The following is a 20,568-nucleotide window of genomic DNA, read 5'->3' on the forward strand; positions in this document are numbered from 1 at the left end:
TTCAGCGACTTCGCAACTGGCCGGATACAGAGAATGGAACAACTGCTCGAATTCATCACTAACAATATTATGCTGGTAGCAGCCTGGGGCTTAACCCTGGCAATGCTGCTGTGGACTGAACAGAATAAAGCAGGAAAGTCCGTAGGCACCCATGAAGCTACCCGACTGATCAATAAAGATAACGCGGTGATTCTGGATATCAGACCTAAAAAAGAGTTCACCACCGGCCACATCACCGATGCAATCCATATTCCGGTAACTGAACTGGATAAACGGATGAGTGAGCTGGCCAAACATAAACAGAAGCCGATTATCGTTGTCTGTAATATTGGCCAGACTGCCGGTGCGGTTAGCAAAAAGCTCAAAACTGCGGGTTTTGAAAACGTTGTGCGCCTGTCAGGCGGCATGACCGAATGGAAAGCCCAAAGCCTGCCGGTGATTAAATAGTCATGGCGGAAATCACCCTATACAGCAATAGCTGGTGCCCCTTTTGCCGCAGGGCAAAGATGCTGCTGGATCATAAAGGTGCCCGCTATACAGAAATAGATGTCGAAAAAGTTTCTGGCGCCCGCCAGGAGATGAACAAACGCAGCGGCCGGACTTCCGTGCCTCAGATATTTATCGACCAACTTCATGTCGGCGGTTGTGACGATCTTTTTGCCCTGGAACAACAGGGAAAGCTTGATCCGTTACTGGCCGGTTAACTCATTATTTACAGGAAAACAGGACCATGGCAGAGAACGAACAGAACACTCAGGAACAACAGGCTCCTCAGTTTGCTATTCAGCGTGTTTATATTAAAGACTCCTCTTTTGAAGCACCTAATTCACCTAAGATCTTCACAAAGCAGTGGCAGCCAGAGATCAACCTGGATATGAATACAGCAACCACCACGCTAGATAAAGGCGTTTTTGAAGTGGTTCTGACACTTACTGTTACCGCTAAAAACGATAGCGATACCGCCTTCCTGGTTGAAGTACAGCAAGCGGGCATCTTTACCATCACCGGCCTAGCCGATGCTGAACTGCACCATACTCTGGGCGCGTTCTGCCCGAGCATTTTGTTCCCCTATGCACGGGAAGCGATCGACAACATGGTCAACAAGGGAAGCTTCCCCGCCCTGATGCTGTCACCGGTCAACTTCGATGCATTATACGCTCAACAGATGCAACAGCAGGCTGCAGCAGCGGCTGAAGAAGCGCCACAGCATTAAGTTCACTAGCGTCCAATTAAAAATCCGATAACAGCGATGTCATCGGATTTTTTATGCGTTCTCGAACGATGCTGCTGTTTGCGATCAGCTGCTCAGGTATTGCCACCGAACCCCAACTGTCGCCAGGCTTCATAGACCACCACCGCAACCGTATTTGACAGGTTCAGACTACGGCTGTCGGCATTCATCGGCAACCTGAGACGCTGCACCGCAGGCAGGCTATCCAGAACCTCTGTTGGCAAACCTCGTGTTTCCGGGCCAAACAGCAGCACATCTCCTGCTGCAAAGGCCGCATTGGCATAACACTGACTGCCTTTAGTTGTCAGCGCCCATACAGTTCCCGATGCAAGCTCTGAAAGACAACTGGCAAGATCCGCATAACGCTTTACCCGGGCGAACTCATGATAATCGAGCCCGGCACGACGCAGTTTTTTATCATCAAAATCAAATCCCAGCGGCTCGATAAGATGTAACTGAAACCCGGTATTCGCACACAGGCGGATAATGTTACCGGTGTTTGGCGGTATCTCCGGCTGGTAAAGCACAACATGAAGCATAAAAAAATCCCTGACTCTCAACGAGGCAGGGATTATAGCTGAAACTATCGTAAGATTACTCTTCTACAAACTCAGGCACATCATCCATACCCAGCTCTTTGATCTTGCGCGTCAGGGTATTACGTCCCCAACCCAGCAGCAGCGAGGCGTCCCGACGCCGACCCGCCGTTTGCTTCAGCGCCGCTTCGATCATTATTTTTTCAAACGCCGGTACAGCCGTATCTAAAATAGATGTCGACCCCTGCTGCAACTGTTTCTCCGCCCAGTTGCGTAACGCCTTCTCCCAGTTAGAGGTGACGACCTGTTCATCACCTGTCTGATCCAGCAGCTCCGGAGGCAGATCACCGACCAACACCTCTCGACCAGACGCCATAACGGTTAGCCATCGACAGGTATTCTCTAACTGCCGCACATTGCCGGGCCAGGGTAGCGTGCTCAAAAACTTCTCGGTCTCCGGGTGCAGCAGTTTTGATTCTACACTCAGCTCTTCGGCAGAGCTTTGCAGAAAATGGCGCGTCAGCCGGGGAATATCTTCCCGACGTTCTGCAAGCTTTGGAATATGAATACGGATAACGTTCAGACGATGGAAAAGATCTTCCCGAAAACGCCCCTCCTGCACCAGCTTTTCAAGGTCCTGATGCGTCGCGGCAATAATCCGCACATCCACTTTAACGGATGTATGACCGCCGACACGATAGAACTCTCCTTCTGCCAGTACCCGCAATAATCGCGTCTGGGTATCTGCAGGCATATCCCCGATCTCATCGAGAAACAGCGTACCACCATCCGCTTGTTCAAAACGTCCAGGACGAGCGGAGGCAGCACCGGTAAACGCACCCTTTTCATGACCAAACAGCTCTGACTCAATCAGATCTTTAGGGATAGCCGCCATATTCAAAGGAATAAACGGCTTAGATGAGCGCGGACTATGCTGATGCAGCGCATTAGCCACCAACTCTTTACCGGTACCGGATTCACCATTGATCAGCACTGTGATATTGGATTGTGACAAGCGCCCGATAGCCCGGAACACTTCCTGCATTGCCGGAGCTTCACCGATAATTTCAGTTTGCGCTTCTGGTTCGACACCCCGCTGCTGTTGCTGTTCACGGGAGTGTTCCACTGCACGCAAAACCAGCGCTGCAGCTTCATCAATATCAAAAGGCTTAGGCAGATACTCAAATGCCCCGCCTTTATAAGAGGCCACCGCACTATCAAGGTCTGAATGAGCGGTCATAATAATTATTGGCAGTTCGGGATGTTCGGTATTCACCCGCTCAAGCAGATCCAGTCCGTTAATACCCGGCATCCGGATATCACTCACAACGACATCAGGAACCTCCCGCGAAAGTTGCTGCAACATGCTATCGCCGCTTTCAAATAGTGTGACTCTGACCCCTTCACTGGAAAGAGCTTTATCCATCACCCAGCGAATTGAACGGTCATCATCTACAATCCATACAGATGCAGCATTAGTCATCATTGTAGCTCCAGAGGTATTAATAATTGAAAGCAAGTCTCTCCGGGGACACTACGACACTCGATCAGCCCCCGGTGCTGTGCCAATACAGATTGTGCAATAGACAATCCAAGGCCCGTTCCGACAGCCCTGCCACTCACCATCGGATAGAAAATTTTCTGTAAAAGATCTTCCGGTATACCCGGCCCGTTATCCGTTATCTCGACACAACAAACCAGCCGATGCATCTCCGCGCCCAGTGTCAGGTTACGCACCACACGGGTACGTAACAGAATGCGCGGTTCTTCCGTTTCTGATTCCTGCAGTGCCTGCATACCGTTACGTACAATATTCAGCACCGCCTGTATCAACTGTTCCCGGTCACCCATAAACTCAGGCAAGCTTGGGTCATAATCCCGTTGTACATGAACCAGACTGCCGAACTCAGCAATAACCAGACTGCTCACATGCTCAAGTATGGAATGAATATTTACCTCTTCCATACGCGGCATTTTATGCGGCCCTAACATCCGGTCGACCAGATTTCTTAAGCGATCGGCTTCTTCGATGATCACCCGGGTATAATCGTGCAACGACTCATCGGCCAGTTCACGCTCAAGCAACTGTGCAGCGCCCCGCAACCCACCCAGCGGATTTTTAATCTCATGAGCCAGCCCCCTGACCAGTGAGATCACGGTTTCATGATTACTCAGCAACTCCTCTTCACGGGAGATCCGAATCAATCGGTCCCTGGGCGTCAGTTCAATCAACACCAGCCGACCATATTTCTGTGGCATAGGATTGACACTATAATCAATGGTGATCTCCCGCCCCGCCAGCGTTGTCAGCTTTGCCTCCCGTTTAGTAAACGGGTGGCCATTCTCCAGCGCGCCGGTTAGCGCGTTGTGATCATCATCCACCAGAAACCAGTCATGAAACGGCAACTGACACAAACGCCGGGCACTGGCCTCCAGCAACATCTCAGCAGACGGATTCATATACACCAGCTGCAGCTCACTATCGACCAGCAGGGCCGCAGTAGACAGGTTGTCTAATATATGTTTATGCAGATCGGGTGTTTTCATCTTTGATGTTCTGCCTCAGAAACGGACCATGATTACGTTTAACTTAACGTACAAGGTTGCTATAAAGATGTTAGCAAAAAGCAAACCAACTCAGTGCACAGAATAAAATAAGCACAGATTCGGGGATTTTCAGTCACTCTGGCGCAATTCAAGCCATCCGAGAATCCACAACAATAAAATCATACGCACCAACTTAGTGCAATCAAAAGCCTACCAAATACGAGGAATAAAAAAAGCCTCCCGAAGGAGGCTTGTTTTAGTTAATCCAGAGTGGATTAAACAGAGTAGTACAGATCAAACTCAATCGGGTGAGTTGTCTGACTTACTTTCAGACACTCTTCCTTCTTCAGACCGATATACGCGTCAATCATGTCGTCGGTAAATACACCGCCAGCAGTCAGGAATTCACGATCGTTATCCAGCGCATCCAGTGCCTCTTCCAGAGAAGCCGCAACCGTTGGGATAGCCAGTGCTTCTTCTGCAGGCAGGTCATACAGATCTTTATCTGCCGGATCACCAGGGTGAATCTTGTTCTGGATACCATCGAGGCCAGCCATCATCAGCGCAGCAAAGCACAGGTAAGGGTTAGCAGAAGGATCCGGGAAGCGAGTCTCGATACGGTACGCTTTAGGATTAGTCACGTATGGGATACGGATAGACGCGGAACGGTTACGGGCAGAGTATGCCAGCATAACAGGCGCTTCAAAGCCTGGAACCAGACGCTTGTATGCGTTGGTAGAAGCGTTAGTCAGTGCATTCAGGGCTTTCGCGTGCTTGATGATACCGCCAATATAGAACAGCGCAGTTTCACTCAGTCCTGCATAGGCATCGCCGTGGAAGATATTTACACCATCTTTAGACAGAGACTGATGCACGTGCATACCGGAACCGTTATCACCTACCAGCGGTTTAGGCATAAAAGTTGCCGTTTTACCGTAAGCGTGAGCAACGTTATGTACACAGTATTTCAGAATCTGAACTTCGTCAGCTTTAGCTGTCAGTGTGTTCGGGCCCACACCGATCTCACACTGACCAGCCGTTGCAACTTCGTGGTGATGTACTTCGATAGTCAGACCCATCGCCGACATTGCATCACACATAGCCGCACGCAGATCATGCAGAGAGTCGACTGGAGGAACCGGGAAGTAACCACCCTTAACACGTGGACGGTGACCGGTGTTACCACCTTCATAGCTATTATTAGTCGACCATGACGCTTCTTCAGAACCGATTGAGTAACCGCAACCGCTGATATCAGCATGCCATTTAACTTCATCAAAAATGAAGAACTCAGGCTCTGGACCAAACATAGCAGAATCGGCAATGCCAGTAGACTTGAGGTACGCTTCAGCGCGCTTGGCAACGGAACGTGGATCACGCTCATAACCTTGACCGGTGGTAGGCTCAACGATATTACAGCGTACAATAATAGTTGAATCTTCAGTGAATGGATCCATTACAGAAGCCGAATCGTCTGGCTGCAGGATCATGTCGGACTCGTTAATACCCTTCCAGCCAGCGATTGACGAACCATCAAACATCTTGCCTTCTTCGAAGAAGTCTTCACTTATTTCGGTAACCGGGATAGTAACGTGCTGTTCTTTACCGTGAGTATCGGTGAAACGCATATCAACCCACTTAACATCATGCTCTTTGATCAGATTCAGAGTCTCTGACATGTGACTTTCTCCACTAGATTATATTGCCAGACGCCCGACCGATCCCTTATGACTGATATAGTCAAACCGGTCAGGTTTATATCGCCTTAAAATCAGCAAGGGCTATGCCAGTTGGCACAAGCACCGAAAATACGCGGCCTAGCGTGGTTCTGATCAAATTTGAGACAAGCCAACCCATGAATATTGAACCAAAACAGGGCGAACAGACAAATAATGAACCATTCTAGTGCATCTTGCATTTTTCCAGTTTGCCTTAACCCTCACTGCCTCAAAAAGGTGCCTTCATAATACTCGAACCTATAGTACTTATCTTCTAAAACAGATCAACAATTCGGAAAAAAAAACTATTTTTATCATTCAGCACATAAGAAAGACGCAGCCGCGGTATATCTTATGTATAATGTGCGCTTCTAAATTTGTCTGCACAGGTCCCCAGACGTGATCGAAAACTTAAGAAACATCGCCATCATTGCCCACGTAGACCATGGTAAAACCACCCTGGTTGATAAACTTCTATCACAGTCCGGTACGCTTGGCCGTCGTGACGAAGGCACCGAACGAATCATGGATTCGAACGACCAGGAAAAAGAGCGGGGTATTACCATTCTGGCAAAAAACACTGCCATCAAATGGAATGAATACCATATCAACATTGTTGATACCCCCGGACACGCTGACTTCGGTGGTGAAGTTGAACGGGTGCTGTCGATGGTTGACTGCGTCTGCTTGCTGGTTGATGCCGTTGACGGCCCGATGCCACAAACCCGTTTTGTGACACAAAAAGCCTTTGAGCAGGGTCTGCGTCCAATCGTAGTCGTCAACAAAGTTGACCGTCCTGGATCACGTCCGGATTATGTTATCGATCAGGTATTCGATCTGTTTGACAGCCTCGGCGCTACCGACGAGCAGCTGGACTTCCCGATCATCTACGCTTCGGCACTCAACGGTGTTGCCGGCAATGAGCCAGATGAACTGGCCGATGATATGACGCCTCTGTTCGAAGCGATTGTCAAACATGTAAACCCGCCACAGGTTGATACTGTAGGCCCGTTCCAGATGCAGATCTCGGCACTGGACTATAACAGCTATGTAGGTGTTATCGGTGTAGGTCGGGTTTCCCGCGGCACCGTGCGACTTAACCATGTGATTAAGATCATCGACCGCGAAGGTAAGGTCCGCAACGGTAAAGTGCAGAAAATCATGGGTTATATGGGTCTGGACCGCGTTGATGTTGAAGCGGCTCAGGCAGGCGACATCATCTGCGTTACCGGTATCGACGCACTGAATATCTCCGATACGCTGTGTGATCCGTCTGCTGTTGAAGCATTGCCGCCCCTGTCTGTCGATGAGCCTACCGTATCGATGACTTTCCAGGTTAACGATTCACCATTTGCCGGTCAGGATGGTAAGTTTGTCACCAGTCGTAACATCAAAGACCGTCTGGATCGCGAACTGATTCACAACGTAGCACTGCGCGTTCAACAGGGCGAGTCCCCTGAGAAATTTAAGGTTTCTGGCCGTGGTGAGCTTCACCTGTCAGTGCTGATCGAATCGATGCGTCGTGAAGGTTTTGAGCTGGGGGTTTCCCGTCCTGAAGTAATTCAGAAAGAAGTTGACGGTAAAACTCACGAGCCTTTCGAAATCGTTATGATCGACGTAGAAGAGCAGCACCAGGGCAACATCATTGAAGAGCTGGGCAAGCGCAAAGCGGACATGACCAATATGGAAGTGGATGGTAAAGGGCGTATACGCCTGACCTTCCTGATCCCTTCCCGTGGTCTGATCGGTTTCCGTTCACAGTTCCTGACCATGACCTCCGGTACCGGCATCATGACCTCTGTATTTGACCACTACGGTGTGGTTAAAGAGGGTGAAGTGATCAGCCGTAACAACGGTGTACTGGTATCAATGGTGACCGGTAAAGCACTGGGATACTCTCTGTGGAACCTGCAGGAGCGTGGTCGCCTGTGTGTCGAGCCTAACATCGAAGTCTATGAAGGCATGATTCTGGGCATTCACAGCCGCAGCAACGACCTGGCCGTTAACCCGATCAAAGGTAAGCAGCTGACCAACGTGCGTGCATCCGGTACCGATGAAAACATCCAGCTGACGCCTCCGATTCGCTTCACACTGGAACAGGCTCTGGACTTCATCGAAGATGACGAGCTGGTAGAAGTAACACCTCTCTCTATCCGCATCCGTAAGAAGTTACTGAGCGAGAACGAGCGTAAACGTTATTCCCGTTCTGGTAAATAAGTGCTTTAGCATTTAAATCTGCACGCAAATAGCCCGGACAGCAACCGCTGTTCCGGGCTATACTCCCGGTGTCTGCCAGACTGACAAGGACACCTATATGAACACCCTTTTTCCTGATATACACCCCTATAAACAGCATCACCTTGCTGTTGATGATCTGCATACCCTCTATATTGAAGAGAGTGGCAACGCTCAGGGCATTCCTGTTCTATTCATTCATGGCGGCCCCGGCGGCGGCACCAGCAGCTTTAATCGCTGTTTCTTTGACCCCGAAAAATACCGCATCATCCTGTTTGACCAACGCGGCTGCGGGCTCTCAACCCCCCATGCAGAGCTGAAAGACAACACCACCGCTCACCTGATCAGCGATATTGAAAAGATCCGCGAGCACCTGCATATCGATGAATGGCTGCTGTTTGGTGGTTCATGGGGCTCCACACTGAGCCTGCTCTACGCCGAAAGCTTTCCTGAGCGGGTTTCAGGGATGATTCTGCGGGGTATATTTCTCTGTCGGGACCGTGATATTCACTGGTTCTATCAGGAAGGTGCCAGCGCTATTTTTCCCGACTACTGGAAAGAGTATCAGAAGGTTATTCCTCTACAGGAACGCAGCGAGATGCTGCAGGCCTACTATAAACGCCTGACATCCGACAACGAAATCGCGCGCATGTCTGCCGCTAAAGCCTGGTCAGTCTGGGAGGGCCGCTGCTCTACCCTGGACCCCAATAGCGATCTCGTCGATCACTTTAGCGACCCGCATATCGCTCTGGCAATGGCCCGGATAGAGGCGCACTACTTCATCAATAAAGCCTTTATCGAGCCGGATCAGATTATCTGGGATGCTGGTAAGATTCAGCACATACCCACCGTCATTGTGCACGGACGCTATGATGTCGTTTGCCCGATTGAACAGGCATTCGCACTGCATGATGTGCTACCCCTGGCTGAGCTGCATATCGTCAGAGATGCCGGCCACAGCGCATTGGAACCAGGTAATACCGACAACCTGATCAAAGCTACCAATCAGTTTGCGCTGTCAAAAGCCTGAATAATAATAAGGAACAGAGTTGAAAGCACTTATTCAGCGGGTCCGGTCCGCATCAGTTGATATTGCCGATAAACGCCACAGCACTATAGGCCCGGGAATACTACTTCTGCTGGGTATCGAAAAAAATGACACCGAAGCCAGCGCCGACAAACTTCTACAGAAAGTTCTGAATTACCGCATTTTTGCCGATAACGAAGGCAGGATGAACCTCAATCTGCAACAGCGACAAGGCGGCCTGCTGATCGTATCCCAGTTCACTCTGGTAGCCGATACCGCCAAGGGACTGCGCCCCGGTTTTTCCAAAGGCGCGTCACCTGAGCAGGGCGAAGCGCTGTACGATTATTTTGTTCATCAGGCACAGGCGCAACACCCTGACATTGCTACCGGCAGTTTTGGAGCCGATATGCAGGTCAGCCTTATTAACGATGGCCCTGTAACCTTTCTACTGGAAGTCTGATCAATGGACACTACAACCCTGGCACTTGCTGAACGTATCTTTCTGACCGTGTTTCCGCTGTTTGCGATAGTGTTATGTGGCTATGTTTATGGCCGCTATAAAAAACCAGACATGTCACTGGCGAACCAGCTGAATATGGATATCTTTGTGCCAGCACTGATCTTCTTCGTGCTGTCAGATAAATCCTTTGATCTGGTGAAATACCAAGCACTGGCAGCAGGTGCTGCGATTGTTATTCTAGGGTCCGGACTACTGATCTGGCCCCTCTGCAAAATACTCAAAGTAAACCCTAAAACCTTTTTACCACCCATGATGTTCAGCAACAGCGGCAACCTTGGCCTGCCATTGATCATACTGGCGTTTGGCGAGCAGGCACTGCCAGCAGCGATTATGCTGTTTATTGTTGAGATGACCCTGCACTTTACCCTGGGCATCTACATGATGGACCATCGCACCAAGCCCTGGCGACTGTTGCGTATGCCGATTATTATCGCCACCATTGCAGGCCTGCTCTGGAGTAGTTTGAGCCTGCCTATGCCGGCATCTATCTCAACCTCGCTGGATATGCTGGGACAGATCTCCATCCCTCTGCTGCTCTTTACGCTGGGAGTCAGGCTGATCACCGTTGACTTCAGTGCCTGGAGGATAGGCGTCACCGGAGCCATTATCAGCCCGGCTATCGGCATTCTGATTGCTTTTGCCGTGCAGCAACTACTGCACCTGGAAGCAGAGCAGTTTGCCTATCTGATCATCTTCGGCGCACTGCCACCTGCGGTACTCAACTACATCGTAGCTGAACAATATAATCAGGAGCCAAAACAGGTCGCTTCGATTGTGCTGTTGGGTAATATGGGTTCACTGATCTTTATTCCGCTCACCCTGGTATTCGTGTTATAAAAAAGGCTGCCTTACGGCAGCCTCTACAACTAAAACTTTCTTTCACAGCAACAACAATAAGTGCCTAAATCTTACTGCGGGTCTTCAACCATAATACTCTGCAGGTTTTTAGCCACGGTAGCACTACCGATACCCTTCACGTTAGCCAGTTCATCCACTGTTTTGAACGGCCCGTTTGTTTCACGGTATTCGACTATCGCTTTCGCCTTTGCCGGCCCTACCCCCTGTAATACCTCGACCAGTTGATCAGCAGTTGCCGTATTGATATTCACCATCGGCTCTGCATAAGCCCCCAACGGTAAACTCAGACAAAGTAGCAGTAACATCGATTTAAAACACAAAGTCCATTTCATAGCTATTTCCTTTTGTTAGAGACTATAAAGCCGGTAGACACCGGCTTTATAGTAATAGCACATGACAAAAATGTGACAACTAACGTGCTGCAAGAATCTCCTGCTCAATTCGACGTAACGCCTCGACCGGCACTTCAGCCTGCGTGATCGGTCGACCGATCACCAGATGAGTACTACCAGCGCTAATCGCCTCAGCGGGTGTCATAATCCGCTTCTGATCACCCACCTCAGCATACGCAGGGCGAATTCCCGGCGTCACCAGCTGAAACGTCGGAGAAATGATCTGTCGCAGCGTTTTTACCTCCTGCGCGGAGCAAACCACACCATCGAGACCGCTGTTCTGAGTCAGCAATGCAAGGCGTTTAACCTGCTCAAGCGGTTCGATATCCAGACCGATATCCGCCAGATCCTGTTGCTCCATACTGGTAAGCACAGTCACCGCGATTAACAATGTCTGCGCACCGTTCACCTGATCGAGTTCATTACGGGCAGCTTCCATCATCCGACGACCACCGGAAGCATGCACATTTACCATCCATACACCCATCTCAGCAGCGGCTCTGACCGCTTTAGCGGTGGTATTGGGGATATCATGAAATTTGAGATCAAGAAAGACATCAAAGCCTCTGCGGTGCAGCGCTTCAACAACGGCCGGACCGGCACGGGTAAACAGCTCTTTACCGACCTTAACGCGGCATTTTTCCGGATCCAGTTGTTCAGCAATCTTCAGGGCAGATATCTGGTCCGGGTAGTCCAGCGCAACAATAACGGGTTTTGTTTCATTCATTCGCTTACATCTCATACAGATTCAGATCCGGACTACTCACCCTCAAGTCCCTGGATCGGTTTAGTCGTCCCCCAACTCTGACAGGAGGGACATTGCCAGTGCAGCGACTTCCCTGAAAAACCACATCGCTGACAATTATATACCGGCTTACTCAATTCCAGCTGCCCCGTCAGGCCGCGCAACACCATCAGGCTTTCATTGGCCCCTTTTGACGCGTGCGCAATATACAGATCAATCAAACGGTTAAACCCCTTAACAGAGGGGCGATGCTTCAGCTGGTCAGTAATAAACGCACCCGCAGGGTAGGCCCCCTGCTGTTCCAGTATCCTGCCAGCCAGAGCAAGCATTACGCTGGTTGACGGATACTTATTCAACCACTGCTTCATCAGACGCTCGAAATCAGCCAGCTGTTTCAGCTCAGCATAGCAACGCTGCAGACGCTTGATGGTTTCAGATAAAAACTGTGGATCTTGGGTAGCAATCCGCTTCAGTTCACTAATCGCACCTTTCCAGTTCTCCTGCTGAATGGCGATATCTGCCAATAGCAGACTGGCGCGGACACAGCCTTTATCAAAATTCAAAGCGGTATTCAGCTTACCGGTAGCATGGCGATAACGTTGCTGAGCAATATAACCCTCTGCCAACTCACAGCAATAGTGGCTCAGCTCTACCTCCAGCCCTTCTAACTCAGCGGCGCTCTGCTGCTTAGCCACCTCAATCGCCTGCCCCCACTCCTTCTCTTTTTCATAGAGTTTTATCAACAGAGCAACAACTTTCTGATGGGTTTCTGCACCGGGACGCTGCGCCCGAATCTCCAACAGCAGGTTTTCGGCGCGATCAAACAGCCCCACCGCGAAGTAATCCCGTGCCAGCGCCATCTGAATACGCATGAAATCATCACGGCAAAGGTCTGAGCGGGCTAACAGATTCTGATGGATCTGAATGGCACGCTCGACATCACCTTTCTTACGAAACAGCTTCGCCAGCGCGAGATGAGCAGGAATAGTATCGGAATTTATTTCGAGTGCGCGAATAAAGCTCTCAATCGCTTCATCGGTTTTTTCACTCAGAAGGTAATCAAGACCGCGAAAATACTCCTGTTGAAGCGAGGTTGGCAGAGGTGAATTATTATCCCGCTGGCGACGCCCCAGCAGCCAGCCGATAGCGACCGCCATAAATAGCGGGATAATGAACAGATAGTCATTCATTTCAGGAAGTGCGTTTCAAGGATGCAGTACGCAGCTGATCAAGCTCCCTGTCAGCAGAACTAATCTTCCGCTTCGCCGCCTTAAGTTTAAGCTTTAACAGCATCACAAACATACTGCTAACCAGAACTCCCGCAATACCACCGACGACAAAGCTGGCCATCAACCAGATCGACAGACTGGCTTCGGGCAGCGTAAAGAAAAACATATTAATGCTAACCATCTCGGTATTCAGCGTGGCAAAGGTCCAGCCACAGAACAAAAAGATGATACACAGCGCCAGCACAAGCAGCGTTTTTAACCAACGCATCATTAACCCCTAGATTTAATCAATCCCTTATCTTAAGACCGTCCGTTTTTAAGACTGTCATTTACCTGCTCACGCAGTTCCTTACCTGGTTTAAAATGTGGTACATATTTAGCTTCCAGCGATACTGAATCACCGGTTTTTGGATTACGCCCCACACGTGGCGAACGAAAATGAAGGCTGAAACTACCAAACCCTCTGATTTCGATACGATCGCCCTGAGCGAGAGACTCAGTCATATGGTCCAGCATTGTTTTAACTGCCAGCTCTACATCTTTAATTGAAAGCTGTTCATTCTGGTCAATCAAACGCTCGATCAGTTCAGACTTAGTCATGCTCACCCCCTGATATTTGATGGTCTGGTATTTACCACACCTCTCATCAGAAATTATGTATATCCGTTGCTATTTCTTTTCCAGTTGAGCTCTGATCAGGTCTCCGATAGTCGTCGGCCCCTCAGACTCAACCTGCTGATGCTTAATCGCATCCAGCGCCTGTTTTTCCTGCCGCTTTTCGACCTGCTTCACCGACAGCGTAATCGTTCGGGTGCGCCGGTCAATATTAACCAGCATCACCTCAATATCCGCTCCGACAGTAAATACATGGGTCAGATCGTCGATCCGTTCAAATGATGCTTCCTGCACTTTAACCGTGCCCTCGACACCCTCAGCCAGGCCAACCACTAACTGTTTCGGCTCAACCTGTGTAATTTTACCCTGAACAACCGCGCCTTTGGCATTCGCAGCGGTATACTCAGAAAAAGGATCACTGCCTAACTGCTTAATACCCAGTGAGATACGCTCCCGCTCAGAATCAACCGCCAGAACTACGGCACTGACAGTATCACCTTTACTATAGGCTTTAACCGCCTCTTCACCTTCCTGATCCCAGGACAGGTCAGACAGATGCACCAGACCATCAATACCGCCATCCAGGCCGATAAATACACCAAAATCGGTAATCGACTTGATCACGCCGGTGATCTCTGTGCCTTTAGTATAGCGTTCTGCAAAAGCATCCCAGGGATTAGCCTGACACTGTTTCATACCCAGTGATATACGCCTGCGCTGTTCATCAATATCAAGGATCATCACCTCGACCTGCTCACCCAGCTGTACTACTTTTGAAGGGTGAACATTCTTGTTGGTCCAGTCCATCTCAGATACATGAACCAGCCCCTCGATACCCACCTGAATCTCGGCAAAACAACCGTAATCGGCAATGTTAGTGACCTTAGCGGATACTTTGGTACCGACCGGATGAGCTGTCTTGAACTCATCCCAGGGATCAGGTGTAAGTTGCTTCATACCCAGAGAGACGCGACTCTTTTCACGGTCATAGCGCAACACTTTAACATCGATCTCATCGCCGATCGTCAGCATTTCACTCGGATGTTTGACGCGTTTCCAGGCGATATCGGTAATATGCAGCAAGCCATCCACGCCACCCAGATCGATAAATGCACCATAGTCGGTGAGATTTTTCACAATCCCCTTAACCGTCATTCCCTCATTAAGGGTTGCCAGCAATTTATCCCGCTCTGCATTGTATGCGGTTTCCAGGACTGCTCGCCGGGAGACTACGATGTTGTTTCGTTTGGCATCCAGCTTAACCAGCTTAAATTCAAGCTCTTTGTTTTCTAAATGAGAGGTGTCACGCAGGGGGCGGATATCAACAAGAGAACCCGGCAGGAAGGCACTGATAGAGTTAACATCAACGGTGAAACCACCGCGAACCTTACCGGTGATACGTCCGGTAATAATCTCGTCATTTTCAATCGCTTTTTCAAGCACACCCCAGGATTCAGCACGTTTCGCCTTTTCACGGGAGAGCTGAGTTTCACCAGAACCATCTTCGAGAGACACCAGGGCAACTTTTACCTGATCACCAACAGCGATGCTCAGTTTGCCCTCATCATCGAGAAACTGACTTCGAGGGATGACTCCCTCCGACTTCAGTCCGGCATTAACAATGACAAAATCGCCATCAACCGCGACAACAGTACCCGTCACAATAGAGCCTGGTTGCATATCCAGCTCTTTCAGGCTCTCTTCAAACAGCTCAGCAAAACTCTCATTCATACCGGCTAAACCTCATTTTTTTGCCGTTAACGCAGACCCTTATGTCTCGCCTGATCCAGCACAGATGCTAATACCTCCTCAATACTAAGATGAGTCGTATCAAGGCAGATAGCGTCTTTTGCAGGCTTGAGAGGCGCTACTTCACGATTCATATCGCGCGCGTCCCGTACCTGAATATCCTCCAATATTGCCTGAAGACTAGCACCGAGCCCCTTATTTATCAACTGGTTATAACGGCGGTTTGCCCGTTCTTCAGCACTTGCCGTTAAATATATTTTCAAAGGCGCTTCCGGGAACACTACCGTCCCCATGTCACGACCATCCGCAATCAGGCCCGGCTCGGACACAAAGGCCCGCTGGCGCTCAAGCAGCGCATCCCTGACCGAACCAATCGCCGCGATAACAGACGCATCAGAGCCGCACTCTTCTGTGCGAATAATAGTGGTTACATCTTCGCCCTCCAGAACAATGGAAACCTCATGATGATTAGCAGACGTTTCGAACTGAACATCCAGATGTGCCGCCAGCACCACCAATGCACTTTCATCATCCAGTGCCACACCGTGATGCCGTGCAGCCAGGCCTACTAACCGATACAAAGCACCACTATCGAGTAAATTCCAACCCAACTCACGAGCCAACAGGCTGCAGATAGTGCCTTTCCCTGATCCGCCAGGACCATCAATTGCAATAACCGGGAAATGTCCCATGTTACTTCTCCTCTTTGCGAACCCGGATACCTACCTGCTGAGCCAACTCAACAAAGTTTGGAAATGAAGTGGCAACATTGGCACATTCGCGTATTTCAATATTGCCGGTAGCCCGCAGCGATGCAATGGTAAATGCCATCGCTATACGGTGGTCATCATGGCTTTCAATCACACCGCCACCCATCTCACTGCCACGAATCATAGCACCGTCCGGTGTACCTTCGATGTCAGCACCGAGGATTTTCAACCCGTCTACCATCGCCTGAATACGATCACTCTCTTTTACCCGCAGTTCTTCAGCACCGGTGAGGACTGTTTCACCCTCGGCACAAACTGCTGCGATAAACAATGCGGGAAACTCATCTATCGCCAGGGGTACCTGGTCTTCAGGGATGCGGATACCTTTCAGCGGGGCATAACGGATACGGATATCAGCCACCGGTTCTCCACCGACTTCCCGTTCGTTCAACAGCTCAAGGTTACTGCCCATCGCCCGCAGAATATTAATAACGCCGATACGCGTCGGATTAATGCCGACATGCTCAAGGGTGATATCGGAATCAGGACAGATGGCTGCTGCAACCATAAAGAAGGTTGAGGATGAGATATCCGCAGGCACATCGATCTTAGTCGCGGTCAAAGAACCTCCACCGGACAGTGACACTTTATTACCTGCAACATCCACAGAATAACCAAACCCACGTAACATACGTTCGGTATGATCTCGCGTCGGTGCCGGTTCAATAACAGTGGTTTCGCCTTCGGCATACAGCCCGGCCAGCATCACGCAGGATTTCACCTGCGCACTCGCCATCGGCATCTCATAATTGATCCCTTTCAGGGTCTGTCCGCCTTTGATCTTCACCGGAGGACAGCCATTTTCGCCGGTTTGTACATCTGCACCCATCAGACGCAGAGGCTTAGCCACCCGCTCCATTGGACGCTTGCTGAGGGAAGCATCACCACTCAGTTCAGAATCAAATGACTGACCGGCCAGCAAACCGGACATCAAACGGATAGTGGTACCGGAGTTACCCACATAAATAGGCCCCGGTGGCTGACGTAAGCCGTTAATACCGACACCATAGATTTTGACTGCGCCCTGATGCGGGCCTTCAATAACAACCCCCATATCGCGAAACGCCTGCAAGGTCGCCAGACTGTCTTCGCCTTCAAGAAAGCCAGTAATCTCGGTGATACCATCAGCCAGAGATCCCAGCATAATGGAGCGGTGTGAGATAGATTTATCGCCAGGAGCCCGAATAGTGCCCTGTACCTGACCACCGGGTTGTGCATAGAATGTAGTGTCTTTTATCATCATATTATTTTGCGAGTACGCTGAGCCCGATAAAATTTTAGAAAAGTGTTCACGTGCGGCCTTGGCCCGGGTAAAAATACCCAGCATTGCAAGGCTGTCTTCAGATTCAATCGCTGTACGCAGCCGATTAACACCTGATGTAAATTCATCAATCTTTTGCAGGATCGCCTGCTTGTTTGCCAAACCGATGTCATGCCACATCGTCGGATCACTGGCGGCGACACGGGTAAAGTCCCTGAAGCCTCCCGCGGCATAGCGGAAAATATCATTACAATCCTGTTCCTGCGCCAGCGTATCCACCAGAGAAAACGCCAGTAAGTGGGGCAGATGGCTGGTCGCCGCCAGCACCTCGTCATGCCGATCAACATCCATCTGCAACACCTGAGCACCCACTGACTGCCACATCCGGGCGATCAGTGTGACCGCAGCAGGGTCACTTTCAGGCAGCGGCGTAATGATCACTTTATGATGTTCAAACAGTGTTGCATCTGCCGCCGCCACACCACTCTTCTCAGACCCTGCGATCGGGTGTCCGGGAATAAAGCGTTTGGGTGTACAACCAAACAGGGCAATGGCTGATCGGACAACGTTACCTTTAACGCTACCCACATCTGTAAGAATAGTGTCGGGGCGTAAAACCGGCAAGATTTCTGCCAACACAGACTCAATCGCTTTTACCGGCACCGCCAGCACAATGACATCCGCCCGGGCAGCTGCCTCGAGAAGGTCTGTCGCCGCTTCCTCAATAATACCGAGACGCAGCGCTGTCTCCAGCTCATCTTTGTCGCGATCGAAGCCGATCACCGTGCGACAGATGCTTCGCGCACGCAGAGCACTTGCCAGAGAACCACCTATCAGTCCTAAACCAATAACCAGAACCCGTTCAGTCAAACATCTCACAGTGTATCTGCCTTTCCTGACTGCTGCTTCAATACCCTGGCGAAAGCGGCCAGAAACCGGTTATTTTCGTCTGGCAAGCCGATTGTTACCCGCAGATGATTGGGCATCTGATAGTTAGCAACCGGTCTGACGATCACCCCTTCCTGCAGTAATCCGGCATACAACGGCGCTGCGTCACAGCCACAATCGACGGTAATAAAGTTCCCCACAGAGGGTATCCAGCCAAGTCCCAGCTGGGCAAACCCCTGCTCCAGCTGCTGCATACCGGTACGATTCTGTTCAACACTACGCTGCAGATACTCGCTATCGCTGAGCACGGCGGCGGCTGCCTCAAGTGCAGGGATATTGACATTGAAAGGCTGACGTACACGATTCAGCAGATCAGTGATCGCCGGAGCAGCCACCGCATAACCGATACGCAAAGCGGCCAGACCAAACGCTTTAGAAAAGGTACGGGCAACCACCAGATTTGGATATTCGTTTTGTAACGCCAGACCCGACATGTATTCAGGTTCTGAAACATATTCCAGATAGGCCTCATCAAGCACAACGATAACATTCTCAGGCACTTTCGCCATAAATGCCCGCATCGCCTGATCGCTAAACCAGGTGCCGGTCGGATTATTCGGATTAGCCAGAAAGATAACCCGGGTTTTATCGGTCACCGCCGCAGCCATCGCATCAAGATCATGGCCCCAGTCCCGTGCCGGAACAACCACTGCACGGGCGCCGGTTGACTGAGCCACCAGCATATAGACAACAAAGGAGTACTCTGAGTAGATAACCTCATCACCCGGCAGCAGAAATGTCCGGCCAATCAAATCAAGAACATCATTTGAGCCATTACCCAGGGTAATAGTATTCACACTGATGCCATAGTGATCTGACAACGCCTGTTTCAACTTAAAACCACTGGCATCAGGATAGCGACAACTCTCACCCAGGGCCGCCTGAATCGCGGCTATAGCAACCGGACTCGGGCCCTGCGGGTTTTCATTACTGGCCAGTTTAATACTGTTTTTGATGCCCAGCTCGCGTTCCAGCTCCTCTACCGGCTTACCCGGCTGATAGGGATGAAGCCCCTGGACTCCGGGCGTTGCTAACTGATAGAAATCACATGCCATTCATTTTGCTCCAGATCAGAGTACTGCTACCGGGTATGATCCCAACAGTTTTAGTTCCACAGTATCAGACTGCAGTTCCTGCAGTACGCCCTGTATATGCTGATTCGCCGCATGCCCTTCAAAATCGATGTAAAACATTGAATGCGAATTCTCGGTGCTTGCGGGACGGGTTTCAATACCGGTCAGACTGATCTTATGTTTATGAAAATGTTCCAGCAGTTCATACAATGCCCCTGCCTTATCTTTGACCGTCACCAGAATAGAGGTTTTATCATGGCCGCTTTCCCCCACCTCCTGATCACCAATAATCAGATAGCGGGTACTGTTATCAGACTGGTCATCAATATTCCGGGCAACGACATTCAGCTGATACAGATCAGCCACCAGATCACTGGCAATCGCCACCGCCGAAGGCCCTTGTTTAATTGCCATTCGGGCCGCTTCAGCGTTACTGTTTACAAGGATACGTTCGGCTGAGAGAAAATGGGTGTCCAGCCAGCTGCGGCACTGCGAGAGCGTCTGTTGTGGCAGGTAGATACGGGCGATATTTTCCAGCCCTTCATCGCCTGAGCGCAACACATGATGATGGATACGCAGACCCACCTCACCGCAGATTTTAAGATTAAAGCGCTTAAACAGATCCAGCGTATGGGTAACCATCCCCTCGGAAGAGTTTTCGATCGGCACCACACCATAGTGCGCACCACCGGCCTCGACTTCACGAAACACCTCATCATTGCTGTTAAACGGAATGCAGTGGGCGGAGTGGCCAAAATGTTTGCTGGCAGCCTGCTGGGTAAACGTCCCCTCAGGGCCGAGAAAAGCCACATGCATCGGTTTTTCCAGTGCCAGACAGACTGACATAATTTCACGGAATAGCCGGGCTACCTCAAGATCAGCAAGTGGCCCTTCATTGCGTTCCATAACCCGGCGCAGCACCTGCGCTTCCCGTTCAGGGCGATAGAAAACCGCCTCCTGCGCGCCCTGATACTTCTGCTTGATCTCAGCTACATTCTGCGCGCAGCGGGCACGATCGTTAAGCAATCGATGAATCTGCTTATCGATCGAGTCGATCTGATCGCGCACTAGTTTCAGTTCTGATTCCTGATCACTCATCCTTCCGTCCTCTGCT

21 protein-coding genes are annotated in these 20,568 nt (G+C 50.3%); 7 read left to right on the top strand and 14 right to left on the bottom strand.

What is annotated here, in order from left to right; genetic code table 11:
• The 3 genes from Q0499_RS08935 to secB form a co-directional block, all read left to right on the top strand.
• Window positions 1-447: rhodanese-like domain-containing protein (locus Q0499_RS08935; RefSeq protein ID WP_363317784.1), on the top strand; the 447-nt coding region annotated here is incomplete at its 5' end.
• Between the two features lie 2 nt (window positions 448-449).
• On the top strand, window positions 450-704 hold the full coding sequence (gene grxC / locus Q0499_RS08940) for a glutaredoxin 3 (protein ID WP_299198427.1): 255 nt from the start codon (window positions 450-452) through the stop codon (window positions 702-704).
• Between the two features lie 26 nt (window positions 705-730).
• Window positions 731-1,213 carry a protein-export chaperone SecB gene (gene secB / locus Q0499_RS08945; RefSeq protein WP_299198429.1) on the top strand — a complete coding sequence of 161 codons (483 nt, stop codon included), beginning with the start codon at window positions 731-733 and terminating at the stop codon, window positions 1,211-1,213.
• A gap of 92 nt (window positions 1,214-1,305) precedes the next feature.
• Here the strand turns inward: secB and trmL are convergent, their stop codons facing one another.
• From trmL to glnA, 4 genes are all read right to left on the bottom strand, one after another.
• Entirely contained in the window at window positions 1,306-1,770 is a 465-nt protein-coding gene (gene trmL, locus Q0499_RS08950) for a tRNA (uridine(34)/cytosine(34)/5-carboxymethylaminomethyluridine(34)-2'-O)-methyltransferase TrmL (RefSeq protein ID WP_299198432.1), read from the bottom strand.
• Between the two features lie 55 nt (window positions 1,771-1,825).
• On the bottom strand, window positions 1,826-3,250 hold the full coding sequence (glnG, locus tag Q0499_RS08955) for a nitrogen regulation protein NR(I) (protein WP_299198609.1): 1,425 nt from the start codon (window positions 3,248-3,250) through the stop codon (window positions 1,826-1,828).
• Complete coding sequence (glnL, locus tag Q0499_RS08960) at window positions 3,250-4,314, bottom strand: nitrogen regulation protein NR(II) (RefSeq protein WP_299198434.1); 1,065 nt, start codon at window positions 4,312-4,314, stop codon at window positions 3,250-3,252. Before glnL ends, glnG begins: the two co-directional genes overlap by 1 nt.
• A gap of 275 nt (window positions 4,315-4,589) precedes the next feature.
• Window positions 4,590-5,993 carry a glutamate--ammonia ligase gene (gene glnA, locus Q0499_RS08965; RefSeq protein ID WP_299198436.1) on the bottom strand — a complete coding sequence of 468 codons (1,404 nt, stop codon included), beginning with the start codon at window positions 5,991-5,993 and terminating at the stop codon, window positions 4,590-4,592.
• 438 nt (window positions 5,994-6,431) lie between these two features.
• On the opposite strand from glnA, the gene typA reads away from it, so the two are divergent.
• The 4 genes from typA (at window position 6,432) to Q0499_RS08985 (ending at window position 10,651) form a co-directional block, all read left to right on the top strand.
• On the top strand, window positions 6,432-8,249 hold the full coding sequence (gene typA, locus Q0499_RS08970) for a translational GTPase TypA (RefSeq protein ID WP_299198439.1): 1,818 nt from the start codon (window positions 6,432-6,434) through the stop codon (window positions 8,247-8,249).
• Between the two features lie 97 nt (window positions 8,250-8,346).
• The gene (pip, locus tag Q0499_RS08975; protein WP_299198441.1) at window positions 8,347-9,297 is read left to right on the top strand and encodes a prolyl aminopeptidase; all 951 of its coding nucleotides are present in this window, start codon (window positions 8,347-8,349) and stop codon (window positions 9,295-9,297) included.
• A gap of 19 nt (window positions 9,298-9,316) precedes the next feature.
• Window positions 9,317-9,754, top strand: coding sequence for a D-aminoacyl-tRNA deacylase (gene dtd, locus Q0499_RS08980; protein ID WP_299198444.1), 438 nt, complete (start codon window positions 9,317-9,319; stop codon window positions 9,752-9,754).
• Between the two features lie 3 nt (window positions 9,755-9,757).
• A complete protein-coding gene (locus Q0499_RS08985; RefSeq protein WP_299198446.1) occupies window positions 9,758-10,651 on the top strand; it encodes an AEC family transporter in 894 nt (297 codons plus the stop codon).
• A gap of 71 nt (window positions 10,652-10,722) precedes the next feature.
• On the opposite strand, the gene Q0499_RS08990 is transcribed toward Q0499_RS08985, so the two are convergent.
• From Q0499_RS08990 to pheA, 10 genes are all read right to left on the bottom strand, one after another.
• On the bottom strand, window positions 10,723-11,004 hold the full coding sequence (locus Q0499_RS08990; RefSeq protein ID WP_299198448.1) for a ComEA family DNA-binding protein: 282 nt from the start codon (window positions 11,002-11,004) through the stop codon (window positions 10,723-10,725).
• A gap of 79 nt (window positions 11,005-11,083) precedes the next feature.
• Window positions 11,084-11,791, bottom strand: coding sequence for an orotidine-5'-phosphate decarboxylase (gene pyrF / locus Q0499_RS08995; protein WP_299198450.1), 708 nt, complete (start codon window positions 11,789-11,791; stop codon window positions 11,084-11,086).
• A 32-nt stretch (window positions 11,792-11,823) separates the two neighbouring features.
• Window positions 11,824-12,999, bottom strand: a complete 1,176-nt coding sequence (lapB, locus tag Q0499_RS09000; protein WP_299198452.1) for a lipopolysaccharide assembly protein LapB — start codon at window positions 12,997-12,999, stop codon at window positions 11,824-11,826.
• Window position 13,000: 1 nt separating this feature from the next.
• Entirely contained in the window at window positions 13,001-13,306 is a 306-nt protein-coding gene (locus Q0499_RS09005) for a LapA family protein (protein ID WP_299198454.1), read from the bottom strand.
• A gap of 32 nt (window positions 13,307-13,338) precedes the next feature.
• A complete protein-coding gene (gene ihfB, locus Q0499_RS09010; protein ID WP_299198457.1) occupies window positions 13,339-13,638 on the bottom strand; it encodes an integration host factor subunit beta in 300 nt (99 codons plus the stop codon).
• A 69-nt stretch (window positions 13,639-13,707) separates the two neighbouring features.
• Window positions 13,708-15,384 (bottom strand): 30S ribosomal protein S1, encoded by a 1,677-nt coding sequence (gene rpsA / locus Q0499_RS09015; protein WP_299198459.1) that lies wholly within the window; start codon window positions 15,382-15,384, stop codon window positions 13,708-13,710.
• A gap of 26 nt (window positions 15,385-15,410) precedes the next feature.
• Window positions 15,411-16,094: a (d)CMP kinase gene (cmk, locus tag Q0499_RS09020; RefSeq protein WP_299198461.1), complete on the bottom strand. Its 684-nt coding sequence runs from the start codon at window positions 16,092-16,094 to the stop codon at window positions 15,411-15,413.
• A 1-nt stretch (window position 16,095) separates the two neighbouring features.
• The gene (locus Q0499_RS09025) at window positions 16,096-18,312 is read right to left on the bottom strand and encodes a bifunctional prephenate dehydrogenase/3-phosphoshikimate 1-carboxyvinyltransferase (protein WP_299198463.1); all 2,217 of its coding nucleotides are present in this window, start codon (window positions 18,310-18,312) and stop codon (window positions 16,096-16,098) included.
• On the bottom strand, window positions 18,309-19,436 hold the full coding sequence (gene hisC / locus Q0499_RS09030; protein ID WP_299198465.1) for a histidinol-phosphate transaminase: 1,128 nt from the start codon (window positions 19,434-19,436) through the stop codon (window positions 18,309-18,311). The genes Q0499_RS09025 and hisC overlap by 4 nt, the downstream gene beginning before the upstream one ends.
• A 15-nt stretch (window positions 19,437-19,451) precedes the next feature.
• Window positions 19,452-20,552: a prephenate dehydratase gene (gene pheA / locus Q0499_RS09035; protein ID WP_299198467.1), complete on the bottom strand. Its 1,101-nt coding sequence runs from the start codon at window positions 20,550-20,552 to the stop codon at window positions 19,452-19,454.
• Window positions 20,553-20,568: the final 16 nt, after the last annotated feature.

The sequence above is a fragment of the uncultured Amphritea sp. genome (assembly GCF_937127095.1).
Lineage (GTDB): Bacteria > Pseudomonadota > Gammaproteobacteria > Pseudomonadales > Balneatricaceae > Amphritea.